General features: G+C 66.1%; 17 protein-coding genes. 11 read left to right on the top strand and 6 right to left on the bottom strand.

The genetic code is table 11. The features are described 5' to 3' along the window. Window positions 1–3 precede the first annotated feature (3 nt). Window positions 4–1,284 carry a hydroxyacid-oxoacid transhydrogenase gene (locus tag LuPra_RS12155; protein WP_110170987.1) on the bottom strand — a complete coding sequence of 427 codons (1,281 nt, stop codon included), beginning with the start codon at window positions 1,282–1,284 and terminating at the stop codon, window positions 4–6. A gap of 157 nt (window positions 1,285–1,441) precedes the next feature. Next, window positions 1,442–1,996, bottom strand: a complete 555-nt coding sequence (locus tag LuPra_RS12150; RefSeq protein WP_234800853.1) for a sigma-70 family RNA polymerase sigma factor — start codon at window positions 1,994–1,996, stop codon at window positions 1,442–1,444. Window positions 1,997–2,243: 247 nt separating this feature from the next. Here LuPra_RS12150 and LuPra_RS12145 point away from each other — a divergent pair, with 247 nt between their 5' ends. Next, a complete protein-coding gene (locus LuPra_RS12145; protein WP_157899064.1) occupies window positions 2,244–2,627 on the top strand; it encodes a hypothetical protein in 384 nt (127 codons plus the stop codon). 55 nt (window positions 2,628–2,682) lie between these two features. On the opposite strand, the gene LuPra_RS12140 is transcribed toward LuPra_RS12145, so the two are convergent. Both LuPra_RS12140 and LuPra_RS33160 read right to left on the bottom strand, forming a co-directional pair. After that, window positions 2,683–4,275 carry a TolB-like translocation protein gene (locus tag LuPra_RS12140; RefSeq protein ID WP_234800852.1) on the bottom strand — a complete coding sequence of 531 codons (1,593 nt, stop codon included), beginning with the start codon at window positions 4,273–4,275 and terminating at the stop codon, window positions 2,683–2,685. After that, window positions 4,272–5,219 carry a serine/threonine-protein kinase gene (locus LuPra_RS33160; RefSeq protein WP_157899063.1) on the bottom strand — a complete coding sequence of 316 codons (948 nt, stop codon included), beginning with the start codon at window positions 5,217–5,219 and terminating at the stop codon, window positions 4,272–4,274. Before LuPra_RS33160 ends, LuPra_RS12140 begins: the two co-directional genes overlap by 4 nt. A gap of 140 nt (window positions 5,220–5,359) precedes the next feature. On the opposite strand from LuPra_RS33160, the gene LuPra_RS12130 reads away from it, so the two are divergent. From LuPra_RS12130 to LuPra_RS12100, 8 genes are all read left to right on the top strand, one after another. Further along, on the top strand, window positions 5,360–6,856 hold the full coding sequence (locus LuPra_RS12130) for a M20/M25/M40 family metallo-hydrolase (RefSeq protein WP_234800851.1): 1,497 nt from the start codon (window positions 5,360–5,362) through the stop codon (window positions 6,854–6,856). 341 nt (window positions 6,857–7,197) lie between these two features. Then, window positions 7,198–9,924 (top strand): protein kinase domain-containing protein, encoded by a 2,727-nt coding sequence (locus LuPra_RS12125; RefSeq protein WP_110170982.1) that lies wholly within the window; start codon window positions 7,198–7,200, stop codon window positions 9,922–9,924. Window positions 9,925–10,034: 110 nt separating this feature from the next. After that, the gene (locus LuPra_RS12120) at window positions 10,035–10,805 is read left to right on the top strand and encodes a hypothetical protein (RefSeq protein ID WP_110170981.1); all 771 of its coding nucleotides are present in this window, start codon (window positions 10,035–10,037) and stop codon (window positions 10,803–10,805) included. Between the two features lie 113 nt (window positions 10,806–10,918). After that, window positions 10,919–11,056 (top strand): hypothetical protein, encoded by a 138-nt coding sequence (locus LuPra_RS31830; protein ID WP_157899062.1) that lies wholly within the window; start codon window positions 10,919–10,921, stop codon window positions 11,054–11,056. Between the two features lie 82 nt (window positions 11,057–11,138). Continuing rightward, complete coding sequence (locus LuPra_RS12115; RefSeq protein WP_110170980.1) at window positions 11,139–11,945, top strand: c-type cytochrome; 807 nt, start codon at window positions 11,139–11,141, stop codon at window positions 11,943–11,945. Between the two features lie 13 nt (window positions 11,946–11,958). Continuing rightward, complete coding sequence (locus LuPra_RS12110; protein WP_110170979.1) at window positions 11,959–13,323, top strand: cbb3-type cytochrome c oxidase subunit I; 1,365 nt, start codon at window positions 11,959–11,961, stop codon at window positions 13,321–13,323. Next, the gene (locus LuPra_RS12105; protein WP_110170978.1) at window positions 13,320–14,171 is read left to right on the top strand and encodes a CbbQ/NirQ/NorQ/GpvN family protein; all 852 of its coding nucleotides are present in this window, start codon (window positions 13,320–13,322) and stop codon (window positions 14,169–14,171) included. Before LuPra_RS12110 ends, LuPra_RS12105 begins: the two co-directional genes overlap by 4 nt. 26 nt (window positions 14,172–14,197) lie before the next feature. After that, on the top strand, window positions 14,198–16,201 hold the full coding sequence (locus tag LuPra_RS12100) for a nitric oxide reductase activation protein NorD (RefSeq protein WP_110170977.1): 2,004 nt from the start codon (window positions 14,198–14,200) through the stop codon (window positions 16,199–16,201). A 453-nt stretch (window positions 16,202–16,654) separates the two neighbouring features. On the opposite strand, the gene LuPra_RS12095 is transcribed toward LuPra_RS12100, so the two are convergent. Together LuPra_RS12095 and LuPra_RS12090 are read right to left on the bottom strand one after the other, a co-directional pair. Next, window positions 16,655–17,962, bottom strand: a complete 1,308-nt coding sequence (locus LuPra_RS12095) for a TRAFs-binding domain-containing protein (RefSeq protein WP_110170976.1) — start codon at window positions 17,960–17,962, stop codon at window positions 16,655–16,657. A 242-nt stretch (window positions 17,963–18,204) separates the two neighbouring features. Next, on the bottom strand, window positions 18,205–18,453 hold the full coding sequence (locus LuPra_RS12090; protein ID WP_110170975.1) for a hypothetical protein: 249 nt from the start codon (window positions 18,451–18,453) through the stop codon (window positions 18,205–18,207). A 446-nt stretch (window positions 18,454–18,899) separates the two neighbouring features. On the opposite strand from LuPra_RS12090, the gene LuPra_RS12085 reads away from it, so the two are divergent. Then, window positions 18,900–19,772, top strand: a complete 873-nt coding sequence (locus LuPra_RS12085) for a hypothetical protein (RefSeq protein ID WP_110170974.1) — start codon at window positions 18,900–18,902, stop codon at window positions 19,770–19,772. Between the two features lie 72 nt (window positions 19,773–19,844). Beyond that, window positions 19,845–20,489 (top strand): glycoside hydrolase family 19 protein, encoded by a 645-nt coding sequence (locus tag LuPra_RS12080; RefSeq protein WP_234800850.1) that lies wholly within the window; start codon window positions 19,845–19,847, stop codon window positions 20,487–20,489. The last annotated feature ends 115 nt before the right edge of the window (window positions 20,490–20,604 follow it).

The raw sequence follows: 20,604 nt of genomic DNA, 5'->3' as shown, positions 1-20,604 counted from the left end.
GTCTCACCATGCGGTCATCGCGTCCTCGAACAGCGCCGCCAGGTCGTCTGGGCCTGCGGCGCGCGGCGAGAGCTTCGTCACGCGGTGCTGCGGCAGCGTGCCTTCGACGAGCGCTGGAATGTCGGCGGCGGAGTAGCCGACAGCGCTGAGGCCGTTCGGCACACGCAGCCGCTCCATGAACCACGTGATGCGGTCGGCCAGCACTCGTCCGGCATCGGCCGCGACCACGCCGGCCACGGTGGCGCCGAGCGCTTCGGCGGCCTGCAGGTGCCGCGCGGGACTTGCCGACGCAGTGAAGCGGAACACGGCCGGCGCGTTCAGGATCACCGACACGCCGTGAGGCACGAGCGCGTGGTCGCTGGCGTAGCCCGGCGCGCGGTAGTCCTTCACATTGCCCGACACGGGGTAGGACATTCCGTGCGGCAGATGCACGCCGGCATTTCCGAAGCCCACGCCCGCGTAGGACGCCGCGAGGATCATCTGCGCGCGCGCCTCGTCGTCGGACGGGTCCTCGACGGCGCGCACGAGATACGCGGCCACGAGGCGCAGCGCCTGCAGCGACCACACGTCGCTGATCGGGTTGGACCCCTGGTACGCCGGCCGCAAGGCAGGGCGATCCGGCCGCAGGCGCGACGAGTACGGAATGGCGGTGAACGACTCGACGGCGTGGCTCAGGATGTCGAGGCCGCTCGACGCCGCCACCTCCGGTGGCATCGTGCGCGTGTTCTCGGGGTCGAGCAGACCCAGCGTGGGCTTCAGGCGCCGGCTCGCGATGCCGGTCTTGGCGTGCAGCGCCGTGAGGTCGAAGATGCTCACGCCCGTGGTCTCGCTGCCGGTGCCGGCCGTGGTGGGAATCGCGAACAGCGGCTTGAGCGGTCCCGGCACGGGCATCGCCTTGCCGATCGGCGCGTTCACGTAGTCGAGGAAATCGCTGGGCGGATATGTGGTGTAGAGATTCACGGCCTTGGCCGTGTCGATCACCGAACCGCCGCCCACCGCCACAAGTCCATCGACCTCGTGCTCGCCGGCAAACTGGATCGCGTCGCGAAACGAGACGTCGGTGGGTTCGACCCGCACGCGGTCGTAAATGACGGCCACGATGCCTTGCGCTTCCAGAGCCGCGAGCACCGTGTGCATCGGGGCCAGGCGGGCCACGGTGGCGTCGGTGACCACGAGGGCCCGCCGCACGCCGTGGTCGACGAGGTCCATGCCCACTTCGCCAGTCACGCCCGGGCCGAAGCGCACGCTGGAGGCCGCCATCTCGAACGCGAATTCGTGCGTCATGGCCGGAAGTCTATCGCGGCGTGCCCGCGGTCCAACAGGCGTGCAATCGCGCGCCTGGTGCGTCGTCACGAGGTAGGCAAGAGACCGCTCAGGTTTGACATGCCGACCGTTTGGAATCAACGACTTGGAGCTGGTGAGGCGGGACGAAATAGAACCGTTAGCCCGGTGACAGTCGGCGAAAGAGCCAGGCCTTCGCCAAGGCCCATTCCCGCTCGACCGTGGCGGATGAAATCTGGAGCGCGTCGGCCGCTTCGTCGATGTTGAGCCCCGCGAAGAATCGTAGCTCCACGACGCGGCACTGCCGGTCGTCGATTGAGGACAGCGCATCGAGCGCCTCGTCGAGGGCGAGCACGTCCACGCTCGTCGCCTGAGCGGCTGGCGACACCTCGTCCAGAGTCAGCATCGTGACGCCGCCGCCACGCTTGTCGGCGCGTTGCAGGCGGGCTTGATCGACGAGGATTTGGCGCATCAACTTCGCCGCCACCGCAAAAAAGTGGGTCCGGTTCTTGAGCGCCAGTCGGTCTACATCCACGAGTCGCAGGTAGACCTCGTGCACGAGTGCCGTCGCTTGCAGGGCGTGCCCAGGCTGTTCGCGCTGAAGATGGCGGCGCGCCACGCGACGCAGTTCGTCATACACGAGCGGGACCATGCGGTCGAGGGCCCCGGCGTCGCCCTGACGCCAGGACAGGAGCAATTCGGTTACATCGTGCACTGGGAGCAGTCCGTGATCGGCTCGTGAGGGAAAACGAGGCCGTCTTGCGCATCTTATGTTACAGGACCACAACGGACGACACCGTCATCCCCAAAGGAGTCTTATGCGCACCACTGGTATCCACACACGGGTCGCTTCTTTCGTTGGTGCGGTAGCGTTAGTCATCCAGATCTCGCCCGCCCGGGCCACCGACCAGGACCAGGACCACAACAGTCGACCCGTAGACATCAGTTTCACGAAGTGGGGGGTGGCCGCACCTCCTCTGCCCGCGCCGCAGCCCCCGTTTGGCCTCCTCGAAGGTTTCGCTGACGGCGGTCCAGTCGGCTCGTACGTCGGGGAGGTGCTCTGGCGACAACCGAGCGTGAACGGGCACGTCATCGGACTCGAGGCCATGTATGAAGTCGTGGACGGGGACCGTTCGTTCACGGCGCTCATCCGGGGCGGGCAGAATGCGGCGGGCGCGGCCCACTTCGACGGCGTGATCCTGGCCGGGTGGCGCGCCGGCGCGCGCGTGGAGGTCGTGTACCAGAGGTATTTCGCGAATGCCACGATGCCCAGCTGCGAGGGCGCACCCGTGAACAAGAACTGTTTTGTCGGCATCATCCACGTCGGGCGAGCCCCGAGGGACTGATTGAGTCCCACGCACGAACGAGGCTCGGCCTACGTTCAGCTGTCGCAACGCACGCTTACCGCGCCAGATTCATCGACACGATATCGGTATTGTTCCGGAGTCGATCGAACACGATCTGCATGCCGTCAGGCGACACATCGAAGTTATAGATCACTGGACCGGGCGTCAGATCCGTCAACTGACGCCGGTGCCCAGTCGCGAGCTCGACCCGGAAAAAATTCTGGGAGGCGCCCCGCACGCCTTCCAGCACGATGAGCCCCTTTCCGTCCGGGAGGAATCGATACGGCACGGAAGTGCTGAAGCCGACGATCTGAAGTTCGACGATCGGGACCGGCGCCCGATCCGGCGTGATGGCCTTCACCTCGAACTGCCCGGCGCTCTGCTGCTCGGAATACATTATGAATCGGCCATCGGGCGACCAGGCCGGATTGAAAGACAGCGTGTCGAGCAGCCGCACCGGCGCGCCGCCGTCCACCGGGATCTTGAACAGACGGGTACCTTCTCCCCGATTGGCGGCGACGGCGACCCACTTGCCATCCGGCGACCAGGAGGCGGCGCCGCGCACGTCGAAAGAGTCTGCTGCCAGCGTGCGAACGTTCGTGCCGTTGGCATTCATGACGTACAGGCCAGCCGTGCCTCGTGTGCGATACGAAAAGCAGATGTGACGACCGTCAGGTGAGATGGCCGGAGGAGCCACCACGCCGCCATCGTCGCCTCGCCAGAGTTCCAGAGGCGCGCCGTTTTCCAGCTTCCACAGTCCGTCCGCGCCGCCTTTGGATGACAAGAAGGCCATGAAGGCCAGGTCGCCTGGAGCGAAGCGAGGGCCAAGGGCCCGCGTGTTCGGAGTCGGCACCCGCGTCGCCGCCGCCTCCATCTGTACGCGATCCGAGATCGGGACGGTCCACAGGCTGGCGGTGGGAGTGGCGATGGTAGCGACCACACGCCGCGGCCTGGCTTGACTCACACCCACCGACAGATACTGCTCCGCAATGCCGGAGCTCACCCGGTGCGGGATGCGATGTTCGACATCGAGGGCGTACAACCACTGGCCCGACCCGTTTTCAGCCGTGGCCGAGTAGATCAGCGTTCGCGCATCGAGCCATGCGGGGTACGCGACCCGCGCATTGTGAGAGGTGATTCGCTCTGGCGCCGCGGCGACTTCGCTCTGGGACACGGGAATGCGCCAGATATCCATTTCCTCGTTCTGGAGGGTGCCCCTCACGAAATAGATGAATCGACCGTCGGGCGACCACGTCAGATAGTGGCCATGCACACCCGGCGGTGCCACGAATATCTGTCTGGGATTGTTGCCGTTCCGGTCCGCGATGAAGATGGGATCGCCGAGAACATTGGTGTGATAGACGACGTTTCTTCCATCGGGCGACCAGATGGGGTCCAACCCGCCTTCCACAAAGGTACGCGGAGCCCCGCCCAGGGCGGGAGAGATCCATGAGGTCCATCTCAGAGGTCGAGCACTGACCAACTGCATGAACCACACCTGCGCGCCGTCGCCGGAAAAGCCGGCGGAGCGGGTGTTGGGGTTGTTCATGAGCTGAAACCGTCCCCTGGTGATGTTGACGAACTCGCCGCTGCCAATCTGGCTGATCCAGGCGTCGAATGGCCCGTCGCGGTCCGAGAGAAAGGTCATGAACTTTCCGTCTGGCGAGATTGCCGCGTCAGCTTCCTCCCCTGCGAAATCGGTGAGACGCTCGACGGTGGCGTCGGCCAGAGGATTCTGCCAGAGGTAATCCTGTTGCCACAGGCGCCAGACACCACCGGCCGCGACCAGGACAGCGACAGCTGCAACGCCCGCGAGCATTGTCCATTGCCGCTGTCGACGTCTCGATGAGGCTCGGTCTGAAGGCGCCGCGACGGTCGCCGGCGATTGGATCCGCAGAGAGTCCACCACCGCCTGGGCAGCCGGAGCACTTTCACCGTGCCGTCCTCGCGGACCTTGATGTTCGCGGGCTTCAGGTCCCGATGGATGATCCCTTGCTCGTGCGCGGCTTCGAGGGCGTCCGCGATCTGCGACGCGATAGCGAGCGCCTCGTTGATGGGAATCGCCCCGCTGACGATCCGATCGGCGAGTGTCGGGCCCTCGACCAGCTCCATCACCAGGGCGTGTGCGCCGTCGGCGTCTTCGAACCCGTGGATCTGCGCGATGTGCTGATGATTGAGCGACGCAAGCACCCGCGCCTCTCGCCGGAAGCGGGCGAGGCGCTCGGGATCGCTGGCAACGGCGGGCAGCAGGACCTTGATCGCGACCTGGCGATTGAGCGTCGTGTCGCGGGCCCGGTAGACCTCGCCCATCCCGCCCGCGCCGATACACGACGCGAGCTGATACGGGCCGATGCGCTGCCCCTCGAGGCTCCCTATCACGCTGGTGTCGTCACCCCGCACCACCGCTGGCGCCTCGAGAAAGCTCTTCTTGATGCGCTCGTCCGACGACAGGGGCGACTCCACTTCCAGACGCAGCGCCTCGTTGCCGTCGCAGGCCTCGGCCAGGTACGCTGCGCGCCGATCCGCGGGCAACGCCCGTGCGCCCGCGAACACCTCTTTCAGGTGCTGCCGATCATAAGGGGGGAGAGCCACGTGCCCTGAACTCTACTCCCAGTACGGTCATTCAGCAGCAGCTGCTGACTTCTCCCTGGGCGGACTGTTCCTGGTGCAGTAGGCTATCCATCCCTTGATTGCTCCGGGAAGGGGACGCCATGCTTCGACTGTCGCTCATCTTGCTCGCGATTCCGACTCTGGCCCTTGCCCAGGAGCCGCTCTCTCTCCAAGCCGGGCAGAAACTCGCGCAAGCTAGCTTCGGTGAATACCTCCAGCTCCTCGCCCTGCCCAACGACGCGATCAACCCGCCCGACATCCAGAAGAACATCGACTTCCTGGAGCGTGCGTTCACGCAGCGCGGCTTCGTCACCAAGCAGCTCGCGAACAAGAGCAAGCCGATGCTCTTCGCCGAATGGCCGAAGAAGATCGCCGGCGCGAAGACCGTCCTCTACTACATGCACCTCGACGGCCAACCGGTCGTGGACAAGGAGTGGTCGCAGCCAAGCCCCTGGCAGCCGGTGGTGAAGAAAAGGGATTCTTCCAATAACTGGCACATCATCCCGACGGAGGCGCTTTTCGCGACTCCCCTCGATCCGGATCTTCGCGTGTTCGCCCGCGCGTCCTCTGACGACAAGGGCCCGATCATGATGTTGCTCGCCGCCTTCGACGGCCTGAAGCAGATGGGCGTCGATCCGGCTTTCAACGTCAAGGTGCTGCTCGACAGCGAGGAGGAACAGGGTTACCCGTCCATCCCCGACGTCGTCACCGCCAGCAAGCATCTCCTGCACTCCGACGCCATAGTCATTCACGACGGCCCGCGCCACCAGAGCGAGCGCCCCACACTCATCTTCGGCAACCGCGGCAGCGCGCGCGTCACCCTCGTCGTCCACGGCCCCAAGCAGCCCCTGCACAGCGGCCACTTCGGCAACTACGTCCCCAACCCCGCCGTGCGCCTCTCGCGCCTGATCGCCTCCATGAAAGACGACCAGGGACGGGTGACCGTCGCCGGTTACTACGACCGGATCACACTCTCCGACGCCGAGAAACAGATCCTCGCCGATACCGGCGACGACGAAGCCGCCATCCGGCGCAGCACCGGCATCAAGCTCGCGGAACTGGTCGGCGGCAACCTCCAGGAAGCGATCCAGTTCCCCTCGCTCAACGTCCGCAGCATGGCCGCTGCTTCCGTCGGCGAAAAGGCTTCCAACATCATCCCCCACCAGGCCATCGCCGAGTTCGACCTCAGAACCACCCCCGAAGCCCCACCCAATTACCTCTTCGGCCTCCTGAAGGCACATATAGAGCAACAGGGATATCGCCTGGTCGACGGCGCACCCTCCGACCAGGACCGCGCCGCCTACGACAAACTCGCCACCCTCACCCTGGGCTCCGCCGGCCGCGCCGTCAGGACGCCGCTCGAATCGCCGCTTGGCAAATGGGCATACCAATCCCTGCAGAAGGCCAGCCTGTCCGGCGAGCCCGTCCGCATCCGCATGATGGGTGGCAGTGTCCCCACCGACTCCCTGGTGGAAATGCTCGGGGCGCCGTTCGTGATCGTTCCACTCGTCAACGGCGACAACAACCAGCACACGTTCGACGAGAACCTGCGGGTGGGGCACTACGTGGAGGGAGTCCGAACGATCGTTGTCATGCTGCAAGCGCCACCAGCGTGGTAACTCGCGCCGAGACTGTCGTTGCGCAGCCTCGATGACCGTTCACGTGACGGCTCATGACTGACCATCAGGAGTCTTCGAGCCGAATCTGGTCAGAAGCAGACTCTTTCCGGTGCAGCAGCGAGTGGCGTCCACTGCATGAGAGGCGGCGCCCGCGACCGGGACACTCGCCGCGGCCGGGCCTGCGCGTACCTGCATCGTTTGCGACCAGGCGCACGCGGCCTGCCCCACTGACTGCGGTAACATCATGGCCATTCCGGTAGGCACGACAGCGCAAGTGACGCAGGAGCGGGCTCAAGGCCCACGGCCGTCGCTGTACGCGCGCGCCGACCTGGCCCAACGCCATGCGTCTCGCACCTGGTGAGCGAGTCGGCTCGTACGAAATCCTGAGCCACCTGGGATCCGGGGGCATGGGCGAGGTGTACCGCGCCCGCGACGTGCGCCTCGGTCGCACCGTCGCCCTCAAGGTGGTCGCGCCGGACCTCACTGGCAGCGCCGACGCCGAACTGCGTGCGCGCTTCGAACGGGAGGCACGCGCCATCGCGGCTCTGGACGATCCGCACATCTGCAGCGTGTACGACATCGGCGAGCGGGACGGCCTGCTGTACCTGGTGATGCCTTGCCTCGAGGGTCAGACGCTGGCCGCGCGCCTCGCGACCGGACGTCCGTTGCCGCTCGACGACGTCCTGCGCATCGGCCTGGAGGTCGCCGGCGCGATGGAGCGCACACATCGCGCCAACATCACGCATCGCGATCTCAAGCCCGCCAACATCATGTTGACCAGCACCGGGGCGAAACTGCTCGACTTCGGCCTGGCGAAGATGTTGGCGCCATCGAAGGCGAACGCCGAGCCAGGGGTTACGCAGGTCGCGAGTGAAGCGCCCGTTACCACGGCGGGCACGTTGATCGGGACCGTGCACTACATGGCGCCCGAGCAGGTCGAGGGCCACGAAGCCGATGCGCGGAGCGACGTCTGGGCCTTCGGCACGGTGGTCTACGAGATGGCGACCGGTCGTCGCCCGTTCGACGGTCCCTCTGCCGCGGCGGTCATCGGAGCGATTCTCCGAGATCAGCCGCCGCCGATCTCGTCAAACCAGCCACTGGCGCCTCGCTTGCTGGACCACGTCGTAGCGCGCTGCCTCGCGAAGAACCCGGACGAGCGCTGGCAGAACATCGGCGATGTCGGAGGCGAGTTGCGATGGATTGCCGAAAGCCGCGCTGACACTCCAGGCGAGGCTCCGCGGTTGTATCCCGTGCGGCGCAGCTTCCCGCGGTGGCGAAGCGTGGCCATCGCCTTGGGGATGCTTGCTGTCTCGGGCGCCGCGCTCGGATGGTTCCGTATGGGCGCGCCGCCAGAGTCCCCCCTGCGCGCTTCAGCCAGCATCGCGCTCCACCTGGACTCTGACGTCACGGCGGGTACGGCCCCCGCCGGAGCCTCGACGATCCTCTCTCCTGACGGAAAGCGCATCGTGTTCGTCTCGACAGATCGCGCTGGATCCCAGATCCTCTCGACGCGCCCCCTCGATCAAGGGGAGGCGACGCCGTTGGCCGGCACCGACGGCGGATACGCACCGTTCTTCTCACCTGACGGGGAATGGGTCGGGTTCTTCGCGGCCGGCAAGCTCATGAAACTCCGTCTCGCTGGAGGAGATCCGGTCGCGCTGTGCGATGCGCCCCAGGGTCGGGGTGGGAGTTGGGGGAAGGATGGCAAGATCATCGCGGCGCTCGATGCGCGGAGCGGATTGTCGCTGGTACCCGCAGATGGTGGCACGGTCACCCGCGCCACCAGTCTGGACGCTGGAGCGCTGAATCATCGCTGGCCTCATTTCCTCCCCGGCGGCACGGCGGTCCTGTTCACGATCGGCAGGACGCGCGGCAACTACACGTCAGCCGACATCGGTGTCATGGACTTCGAGCGACACGTCCAGAAGGTCGTGCTCCCGAATGCCGGCATGGCGCCTCGCTATCTGCCGACCGGGCACCTCGCATACGTGTCGAAGGGCACACTGTACGCAGTGCCGTTCGACCTCGACCGACTTGAAGTGCGCGGTGATGCGGTCGCGGTGCTCGAGGGGATCGCCGCCGCGCCCGAGTTCGGATCGGCGCAGATCGACATGTCATCGGACGGCACCATGGTCTACCGGCGCGGCGCGACGAGCGGACTGCGGGTCCTCGAATGGCTGGACAGCACGGGACGGACCGAATCGATGGGTCTCGAGCCGGCGTTCTACCAGTTCCCTCGCGTGTCGCCTGACGGCAGCCGCGTCGCGTTCGAGTTGAACGAGGGAGCGACCTCGGACATCTTGGTGTACGACTGGCAGCGAGGGACGCGCACGAAGCTCACCGAGGGATCGGGCGTGCACAGCGATCCCGTCTGGAGTCCGGATGGACAGTACGTGGTCTTCCAATCCTCTGGTCGGTTGTTCTGGAGGCGCGCCGATGGCGCGAGTCCGGCCGAGCCCTTGACGGCACGCCAGCAGGGCCAGCAGTTTCCCGGTTCGTTCTCGCCGGACGGCAAGGTCTTCGCCTTCTTCGACATCCTGCCCGGCAGCGGCAGCCTCATCCAGACTGCGGCAGTCGACGTCAGCACCGGCCGGTTGCGCCTCGCTGAATCCCTGGCATATCGGAACTGGAAATGGAACAGCCCGCTTCCGGCCTTCTCGCCGGACGGGCGCTGGATGGCGCTCATGGCGGCCGACTCGGGACGGATAGAAATCTACGTGCGCGGCTTCCCCGATACGGGCCGGCAGTGGGTCATCTCGACTGCTGGCGGCATGCATCCTGTGTGGTCGCGCAGCGCGAACGAACTCTTCTACCGCAGGGAGGACCTTCGCCTGATGGTCGTGCCCTACACGGTGACAGATGGAGCGTTTGTCGCGGGACGGCCACGGGTGTGGTCCGACCGGCGCCTGCACAACCTCGGGGTCCCGTCGTTCGATCTGGCGCCGGACGGCAAGCGCGTCGCCGCCGTGCTCTCGGCCGACGCGCCGCAACCGGCGCAGCAGCAGGTGACGCTGGTGCTGAACTTCCTCGACGAGGTGCGGCGACGTGTCACGTCTTCGGGACGATGATCATGCAACGTTGCGACGAGACTTACCGTTTCTCGCTTCGACCAGGAGGCCGAAGGGCAACTTACTACATGCGAACATTCGGCCACAGGCCGAAGAAATGGAGACCGCCTGTGAACACACGCCTTCGTGAGACCGCCGCTCTCGTCATGCTCGCCGGCGTCAGCCTCGTTGCCGCCGAACCCGCCTACGTCGGCAAGTGGAAGTTCAATGCTGCCAGGAGTCAGCTCACCGGCGATACCGTCACGATCTCGAGCGGCGCCGACGGTACGATGACCTTCGACGGCCAGGGCTTCAAATACTCGTTCAAGGTCGACGGTAAGGAATACCCGACACCCGACGGATCGAGAGCGTCATGGACTCAGCCGGAGCCCGATGCCTGGGACGTGACGATCAAGGCCGGCGGGAAGTTGCTGGTCGGCTATCGCGCGGTCGTCAAGGGCGAGACCATGAGGCTCGCGGGCAAGTTGACCAAGCCCGACGGCACGACGAGCGACTTCACCGTCGCCTACAAGCGGACGGCCGGCGGACCGGGTCTTGTAGGAAAGTGGACCAGCACCGAAGTGACGATGCCTGTCTCGCTTCTGGAGGTCGCGGCCGTAGCGCCCGACGGTGTCACGATCACGGATGACACCGGCGCAGTGTTCAGCGGGCAGTTCGACGGCACGGCGGCGCCAGGGCTCGGTCGCCTCAAAGGTTCGAAGTACACGACGATTTTCAGGAAGACCGGAGCCAACGGCTTCGAGATGAGGACCAGCGTCGACGGCCAGCCCATGTACGCGGAGGTCTACTCGGTGTCTGCAGACGGAAAGACACTCACCATCGACGGCACGCCGGTCAACGCCCCGACCGAGAAGTACAAGGTGGTGTTCGATCGGCAGTAGGCACGAACATGACGACGACCGTCACCCGATCGCGCCAGTTGCAGCCGGCGGACTTCGTGTGTACGCTACGCTCCGATAGTCGGAGAGCCTCACCCTCAAGAAGAGGAGCAGCCGTGACTGACGCTGTTCGTGTCTCTCGGTCCTCGACTCTGACACGCGCGCTCTGCGTCGTGGTCCTGCTTGGCATGGCGGTGGCCGTGGCCTTCTCAGCCTGGATCGCCATCCTCAATTTCTCGCGGATCGGCGTCTGAGACGACGTCGCTGTTCCAGTCAGACCCCGTTGGACTCCCGCGCACGCCCGCCTGATGGCTGCGATCCCGATGTGAGGTCAGAATGACAAAACGGCACACGCGGCTGTTCTTCGTCGTCGGCACCAGCGTCTTCGCGGCGATCTTCCTCGGGCTGACGATTCACAGCCACATGCGATTCGGCGAGTTGACGCATGCCGAGGCGATCACGCCGCAAGTGATCGCCGGCAAGCACGTGTGGCACCGGAAGAACTGCATCAACTGCCACACGCTGCTCGGAGAGGGGGCATACTACGCGCCGGACCTGACCAAGATCACGCAGCAACGCGGCGAGGCCTACCTCCGACTGTTCCTGCGGGATCCGTCACGGTTCTACTCCGAGCAGCGTCATGGGCGGGTGATGCCCAACATGAAGCTCTCGGACGAGCAGATCACCGACGTCATTGCCTTCCTGACGTGGGTCTCCAACATCGACAACCAGGGTTGGCCGCCACGGCCGATCGTGGTCAGCGCTGCACTGCCGGACGCCACCGCCGCCAATGCTGCGACCGCGGCCTCCGGCGACCCGGTCGCGTTGGGCGAAGCCGTTTTCCGGCGTTCGCCGCCGGCGTGTTTCAGCTGCCATTCGACGACAGCAGGGACGGTGCTCGTCGGACCGTCGATGGCCGGCATCGCGACGCGTGCCGCCACGCTGATTGCCGACTCCTCCTACAAGGGTGCGGCGCGATCGGCCCCCGACTACATCCGCGAATCGATCCTCAATCCAAGCGCCTACGTCGTGCCCGGCCCGACGTTCGGCGCCGGCGGCCAGTCAGTCATGCCGCCGCTGGGCGCGCTGCTGAAGCCCGAGGAAGTCGAACAGCTCGTCGCGTACCTCGCGACGTTCAAATGAGAGGAGCCCCCGGATGCGCTTCCGCACGCAGGCCGTCGCTTACCCCTACTTCGTCGTGGCGCTGCTGTTGTACGGCCTCCAGATGGTGTTCGGGCTGCTATCGGTGGCGAAGTACCTCGGGCCCGACCCGCTGATTCATCTGCTGCCGTTCGATGTGTCCAAGGCAATCCACACCAACCTGCTGATCGTGTGGGTCCTCACCGGCTTCATGGGCGCCGCCTACTGGCTGGTGCCCGAGGAGTCCCGCACCGAGCTGCACAGCCCGACCATGGCCTACGCCGCCCTCGGCTTGTGGACGCTGGCGGGGGTGACCGCCGTCGTCGGTTACCTCTTCGGCTGGACCGCCGGAAACAAGCTGCTCGAACAACCGCTGCCCGTGAAACTGGCCATCGTGGTGGTCATGCTGATGTTTCTCTACAACCTGGGCATGACGATCTGGAAGGCGAAGCGCCTGACGACCACTGAAGGTGTTCTGATGGCCGGCCTTGCCTTCACGGCCATCCTGTACCTGCCCTCGTTGCTCGAGTTCGACAACTACACGGTCGCGATTTTCTACCGCTGGTGGACGGTGCACCTGTGGGTCGAGGGCGTGTGGGAGATGATCCAGGGCGCGCTCCTCGCCTACCTGCTGATCCGCCTGTCGGGCATCGACCGCGAGGTGATGGAGAAGTGGCTGTACGTCATCGTCGGGCTGACGTTCATCTCGGGCCTGCTCGGCACGGCGCACCACTACTACTTCGTCGGCGTGCCGTCCTACTGGTTGCCGCTCGGCGGCTTCTTCTCGGCGCTCGAGCCGCTGGTCTTCGTGGCGATGTCGGCGTACGCCTACCAGGCCATCCGACGGTCGGGGCTCTCCCACCCGAACACGCTCGCCTTGCACTGGACGCTGGGCAGCGCCATCTTCTCCGCACTGGGCGCGGGCCTGCTCGGCCTCGCCCACACCTGGCCATCGGTCAACCGCTGGACACACGGCACCTTGATCACGCCCATGCACGGCCACTCCGCGTTCTTCGGCGCGTACGTGATGATCGTCCTCGCGGTGATCACCTACGCGACGCCCGCGCTGATGGGCCACGACGAATCGCAGCGTGAGACCAGGACCGGGCTGTGGGCGTTCTGGCTGCAGGTCGGCGGCATGTTCGGGATGACGATGGCCTTCGCGGCCGCCGGGATCGGCCAGGTGTACCTCGAGCGCGTCCTCGGGATGGGTTACCTCGAGACGCAGGCGAAGATCCAGGTGCATTTCCTGATGCTCGTGGCCACCGGGACGCTGTTCACCGCCGGCGTGGCGCTGTTTCTCTGGGACTTCTTCTTCCTGGCGCCTCGCCAGCGCACGCACGTCGAGCCGGCGGCCGCCGCGGCCCGAATGCCGGCATGAGCGACTACAGCCGGACGGACGCCGCGCCATCGATCGGCCCGGATCACCACGACGGCCTCCGCTACCCGGGGCCGGACGCGCCGTTCTATCTGGCCACGGGCAACGAGATCGCCGTCTTCGAGACGTGCCACGCGCGCGGACTGCCGGTGATGCTCAAGGGGCCCACGGGATGCGGCAAGACGCGCTTCGTCGAGCACATGGCGTGGCGTCTGGGCAGGCCGCTCGTCACGGTAGCCTGCCACGACGACCTGTCCGCGAGTGACCTGACCGGCCGCTATCTCATTCGCGGCAGCGATACGGTCTGGCTCGACGGCCCACTCACGCGGGCGGCCAGGCATGGCGCCCTCTGTTACCTCGACGAGATCATCGAAGCCCGGCAGGATACCGTCGTGGTCATCCATCCGTTGACCGACGACCGGCGCGTCCTGCCGCTGGACAAGACTGGCGAGATTCTGGACGCAGCGCCCGGCTTCCAGCTCGTGATCTCCTACAACCCCGGCTACCAGCACGGCCTCAAGGACCTCAAGCCGAGCACGCGCCAGCGCTTCGTCGCCCTCGAGTTCGCTTTTCCGAGCCCGGAGCTCGAGGCGGAGATCGTGGAACACGAGAGCGGGATCGAACGCGATCGGGCGATCGCGCTGGTCACACTCACGAATCGTCTCCGCCAGCTCGGCGACCGAGGTCTGGCCGAGGTACCGAGCACACGCCTGATTGTTGCTGCCGCGCGCCTCGTCGCCGGGAACATTCCGGTGCGAGCGGCCTGCCATGCGGCGCTTCTCGGCCCCCTCACCGACGATCCCGAGCTGCTCGCAGCCATGCACGATCTCGTGACCTCGACGATGCCGTAGCGGGAACGCTGGGAGCCGAGTCCGACATGGCCGAACCCGAAGAGCTGATCCTCGAGGGCGCGCACTTCGCAACGCGGGTCGCGCGTGAAGCGTGGCGGCGCTACGGAGCGACACCTGAAGATCGAGCGACCGCGCTCTGTGCCGTACGCACTCGGCTGGAGATCTTCCTCACGGCCTTGCTCGGGAGGTCCATCGCGATTGCGCCAATGCAGCCGCCCGCACCGGTGAGCTGGCTCGCCCGCCTGGCCCGCCACCCCTCGCGCAGCCGCCCCGACGGCTTGCTGCACTCGGCCACCGACGGACGCCGGGTCTATCTGCCGGCGGCGGTGCCGCCGGAAACGTGCGGCCTGGACGCTCTCGCGATCTACCGACTGATGGCCGTGCAACAGGCGGTGCGCATGGTGCGAGGGACGGCGGTGGTGTCGGAGGACATCGCCAGCGGCGAGACGCGCGACTGGTTTCTGCTCGCGGAAGCGGCGACTGTTGATCGCTGGATTGCGCGCGAGGTCCGTGGGCTCGTACCCGGTCTGAGTGCGGCGCGTGCGTTCGCGCTCGCCAGCGGTATCGGTCGCCGCCCGTCGCCATTCAGTTTCGCGGTTGAGGACCAGATCCAGGCGTTTCTGGCTGCGGACCCGCTGACGCCACCCTTCACTGTAGATGCCGATGGTTCGCCCGAGCAGTCCCTCGCCTGGGCACGTGCGCAGACCGGGCGCGGCGATCGCCGCCGGTATCGCGAGGTGTTGCTGCCGTGGTACTGGGGGAACATCATCGCGGCGCACCGCTTGCTGGAGCCGGCCACACCTCCCGCAGCGGGAGAGTCTGTACCCACGATCCCGAGGCTTCGTGTGACCGAGATGCGCCGGCGCCCGGAGGTGCGTGCCGCCGCTGAGGGCGAGGACGATGACAACGCGGGGACCTGGGTCATCCGTGCCGACGAGCCGCAGGAGAGTGTCGAAGATCCATTCGGCATGCAGCGGCCAGTCGATCGCGATGACGACGCCGACCCTGAAGCACTGGCCGATTCGCTGTCGGATCTGCCCGAGGCCCGCGTGGTGTGCACGCCGGGGCCGGTCAGGGAGGCGCTTCGCTCCGGAGACCCGGTCGAGCGCGTTCCAGGGTCGACACCGATCGCGCCGGCACGGTGGGGCCTGGTGTACCCGGAGTGGGATCACCGGCTGCGCGCATACCGATCCCGGGGTGCGATCGTGCGCGAGCCGGCGCCGCCGCTGGGAGATGTCGCGTGGATCGGCGCGGCCAAGGCGCGTCATGCCAGGCTCGCACGCCGCGTGCGCGCCCGGTTCGAGCGCCTGCGACCCTGCTACGTCAGGCTGGATCGGCAGACGGACGGTTCGGAGCCCGACATCGCCGGATGGGTGAGCGCCTGCGCCGACCAGCGCGCCGGGGTTGCCACCGATGGTCGTCTCTACATCGAGCATCGCCGGTCGCGTCGCCAACTGGCCGTGGCGCTGCTGGCCGACGTCAGCGCGTCCACCGACGGCTGGGTCTCGGACACCCGGCGCATCGTCGACGTCGAGAAGGACGCGCTTCTGGTCGTGTGCGAAGCGCTTGATGCCTTGGGCGACCGCTATGGCATCTTCGCGTTCTCAGGCGAGGGGCCGGATGACGTGGCCGTGCTGTCGCTGAAGTCGTTCGACGAGCGCCGGACCCTCGTCGTCGACCGTCGGATTGCAGCGCTCGACTCCGATCGGTACACCCGCATGGGCGCGGCCATTCGGCACACGACGGCCGCGCTCGCCCGTGAGTCGGCAGCACGTCGACTCTTGCTGATCCTTTCCGACGGCAAGCCAAACGATGTCGATGTCTACGAGGGTTCTTACGGGGTGGAGGACACCCGCCAGGCGGTCGCCGAGGCGCGCCTTCAGGGCATCGCCGTGTTCTGCGTGACGGTTGATCGCGAGGCGCCCCGCTATGCGGCTCGTGTTTTCGGCCGCAGTGGGTTCGCGATCTTGCGCCACGCCGATGCACTTCCAATGGTCGTGGTCGATGTGCTGCGACAGTTGGTGCGATGACACCCGCTGCGACGCCGGCGAGTGCACGTCCACCGGGATTGATCCCGAAGCACTTGAGACACTTTCATTCGTCATCGGCAAGCAAGCCTCCAGTTACCTGTCGCAGCCCGGGTCACGAGAACGGCCCAGGGGTGTAGGCGCGTTCAACGGACGCGAGCCACGAGAGCGTACGACTGTGGGCACTGTCCCGCTCGGAACGCCCGCACCAGAATGGCCCGCCGGCGGTTGGCTCCAGACGACCTGCTCGACGTTGTTCGTGCGATCGAATGCGGTGGCGATGGCGGATTGATTGCCGTGTCGCTCGGAGCCGTGTCGCCACTCGTGAGCTCCAGCGTGTCCATCGCAGCTACGTCCACCGACATTCTGCACTCTTCTATCGCGCCTGCGAGACGGCCTGCCGGAGAGCCCATCAGCGTTGTCGCCATACGCCCTGACGGCAACTCGCGCGCCCGCTCACATGCCCAACAGGCGTGCGAGTTTTCGCAGCTGACTGGCGGTCGTGTCGATCATCCATGACTCCGGCGCCGGGGTCATGTTGGCAGCGTCGCTCAGAGCCTCGTCGACGCTGGCGATCTCTCGAAGACCGAGGCGGGCCTCGGCCCGGGTGGCGCGCAGCCAGTACTCGGCTTCCGCCCGACCCTGCGCACTCTCGGCCTTCACTTCTCGTGCGAGCGCCTCGTCACAGACCGAGAGCACCTTCGTCCGCACCCGTCGCGCGTGCACATGGTCGGCAATCGCCTCGTTCCCGCTGCTCGCGGCAGCTCGCGTATCCAGCAGGAAAGCGAAGTTGATGCCGTTGTAATAGTCATGTTTGAGGACGAATCCTCGTCCGTAGGCCTCGATCGCCACGTCCAGCGCCGCCTCCGGGCTCATTTCCGTCGACCCGCCGGCGTCGAACAGGCGTTTGTGCACAGCCCCCCACAGACCAAGGGTTTCGGGATCGATCGAGGTGTCGGGCGACAGGTCGCTCAGGACGGCCCGGGCGGCCATCAGCGTGGCCGGGTCCTTCTCATTCTGCTTGTAGGTCGCCAGCGCCAGTTGCTGGATCACGAACGGGTCAACCGCGGCACCCTGGACGGCCTTGACGCCAGCGAGGATGGCGCACGTCTCGCCGAACCTCTTGCCGGCCCGCGCCTCCATCGCCTTCGCCATCAGCGCGGCGAGCGGCAACGTCAGCGCCGCCGCCTGGTCGCTCGTCTCCGCTTGGCCCAGCGCGACGCGAGTCTGCTGGTTGGCAACCTGTGCCTGGGCCGCCGCGACCCCTCTCAACATCGGCGGCGCCAGATTCGTCAGGAACGTGTAAACCGGGCTGTCATCGCGGCTCGCGGCGACGACTTCCGTGCACGCCTGTGTCAGTTCCTGCTTCTTGACGATGACCTCGTCGTAATCGAGGCCAGGCCCAAGGTGCTGATAGCGGCGGATGACGACCTGTCCCATGTCGAATGGAATGATGAAGCCGCTCTCGGCGATGACGATTGTCGTCCTGGGCTTCAGGGCATAGCGAATCCCGAGCTCGAAGAAGGCGTTCAGGTTGGCCGTGGACAGATCCGCGATGACGAGATCCGCATTGAGTAGCTGTTCGTACATCGGGATGTTGATGTTGCCGGCGTGCTGGATCTCGTCCGCCCTGATGCACGTGAAGCCGGCGGCCTCGACCGCCGGCTTGATCAGGTTGCGGTACGACTTGTCGAGATCGAATGTCTTCTGCTGCGCATAGTCGGTCTTGAGACCGAACCCCATCACGACGAAGCACGTTGGCATATGCCCTCCTGAGAGTCGAATCGACAGCGTGTGCAGGAGCCTGGGCTGCCCGCCGGCCGGCGGATCCTTCTGACGCCGATGCCGCCTGCTCGCACCTAGGCCTGAGGCGCCTGTACGAGCCCATTACCGCGCAACGCCGCAGACACACCTGGGGCGAAGCCGGTGCGCGTCGTCGTGGCGAGGACGCTGGCCATGACGTTCAGGCTGGTCACCGGAAGTCCACCCGTGGTGAGCGACTCGCGCTAGAGCGCAGCAACGCCCGCGACGTGGGGCGCGATGATCGTCAGCGGCATCGGTAGCGTGATCGCCGCCACCTCCGGGTCGCGAGCGAGATCGCGCACGTTTTCCTCGGTGAGGTCGGTCACCTCGACCTGCGCCACCGGCGCTGCCGTCGTCGCGCTCGCGCCGATGGATGCGACGCCGCCGCTGAACGGCTCGCCTGTGCCGAGTCCGCGGTTGGCGTGCAGGACAATGTACTTTTTGGTTGCCATGTGAGTCTCCTGTCACGCGCTGATGAGGTGCCTGTCACAACCATCGGCCGCGGAGCCGCGTCCCGGCGCGTGCTGCGGGCATCGCCCGGCGCAAGGCCAGCGACCTCGTCGTAGCGCCGCGCTACATTTGGCAGGCGGCGATGGCCAGCGTCCCAGTCGTTTACGTACGTCGATATCCAGTCCCTGGGCGCGGCGGCCGATATCACCCGCAACGGTGTCGGTCGCGAATGTCCACCTGCGTTCCGCATGCGCCCGCCTGTTTCCGACCTGGCACACACCAGATCGACCGAGATGTGAAACGCCACACTTCATGAAAACGTACAGCTGTGGCGGCGTTGGAACGTGTCCGGGTGCGCCCTCCCGAACGTTCTACATTGAGCGCTACGCCTTGACGTGTCCGGGCCGACGCCGCGAGTGCGCAGGTGACCAACGCGAGGAGACCACGAGTGGACCACACGGGACGGCTGGAACTGAAGTTGGTCGATGTGGACGGGCACTCGCTCACCGAACGGGTCGATGTCGGGCTGCGTCATCACGTGCTGGACGATCAGCGGACAGCGTCGGGGGTGGACGCCACCCGGGTGATCGCCATCAACGACCTCCGGCGTGAACCGCAAGGACTGTACGTGCTGGAGGTGAGGGCACCCTCGTACCGGTCCATCAGGCGGTTCGTGAGCATCCCTCCGAGTGGTGCCAGGCAGGAGACGGTCGCGCTTCCAATCCGGCCGGACCGCGCGCGAGCCGTCTTCCCTGACTTCGATGACGTCGATGCCAGAGTCCAGGGCATCCTCGATCGCAGCCACACGGTCGCCGGCCACGAGGGGGTGACCGGGCGGGCGCTCTACGAGGCGCTGAGCGACGAAGCCAGGGCCGGTCTCCTGAACATCGCAAAGAAGTCGCTGGCAACGCAGTTCACCGATGGGGCGGACCTGCTCCCGCACGTGACGCTGCTGGAGGCCCGGCGTGACCGGTGCTTCGTCTCGGTGCCGCAAGCGCTGCGGGTGCAGATGCCCAGCCTGGTGCAGGCTGATCACTTTCACGAGGTCAACGGCGCGCTTCACAAACCGCCGCCAGGGTTTGTGGCGGCCGGCAGCTTCAAGACCGGCGACGCCTTCGGAAACCTTCAGGTCACCTTCTTCACCAGTGGCAGCGACTGGCGCGCGGACATCGACATTGACGATGCCGCAGGCCTCGGTCACGTGTTCCAGGTCGTGCGCAACGAGCTACACGACACGCAGACACATCCCTTCGACATCCATCAGCTCCTCATGGCACATCAGCACCTCGACCCGGGATATCGGCTGCTGCCACGAGCGTGACATCACGACTGATTCGCCCACCAGCGGCACCCTGGCTGACCCGTCTGGTGGCCTCTTCTCAACGGAGACCGCATGAGCACGCGCATCGAAATGTTGATGGAAATGGGAGTCTCTGAATCGGACGCCCAGCAGTACGTACACCACCTCGAGGAGACGTTGCCGCGGTTCGGCATTGCGGACTCCCGGCTGCGGCTCGCACACTTCTTCGCACAGGTCCTGCACGAGTCCGGCTGCATGCGGTTCGACATGGAGAACCTGAACTACTCGGCCGACGGCCTGATGAAGGTCTTCGGTAAGTATTTTCCGACGCGGGCAGAAGCCGACGCGTACGCGCGCCAGCCTGAGAAGATCGCAAACAGGGTGTATGCAAACCGCATGGGCAACCGTGCCGAGTCCAGCGGCGATGGCTGGAAGTATCGGGGCCGGGGCCTCATCCAGTTGACGGGCCGAAGCAATTATCAGGCGTTCGCCAACTGGGTAGACGACCAGCGGATCGACAGTGAACCGGATCTCGTGTCCAGCGAGTACGCCGTGCACTCCGCCGTGTTCTTCTGGGACAAGAACAACCTGAACAGGCTCGCAGACCGGGACGACGTCGTCGGATTGACGAAGAAGATCAACGGGGGTGCCAACGGCCTGGCCCATCGCCGTGAGTTGCTCAACAAGGCGAATGGTCTCCTCACGATGCTCGATCTTGGCATCAGGTCCGTGGGCTGAGTCGCAGGCTCGACACGATTTCAGCCCGGCCGTCTCCTGCCGTGCCGTCTCGACTGGGTCGGTGTCGGCACCCGTCGAGGCCGGCGCGGCCCAGTGCCCAGCCCCGTCGAGCGTC

The sequence above is a fragment of the Luteitalea pratensis genome (assembly GCF_001618865.1).
Taxonomy (GTDB): Bacteria; Acidobacteriota; Vicinamibacteria; order Vicinamibacterales; family Vicinamibacteraceae; genus Luteitalea; species Luteitalea pratensis.
This window is presented reverse-complemented; position numbering and strand designations above follow the sequence as displayed.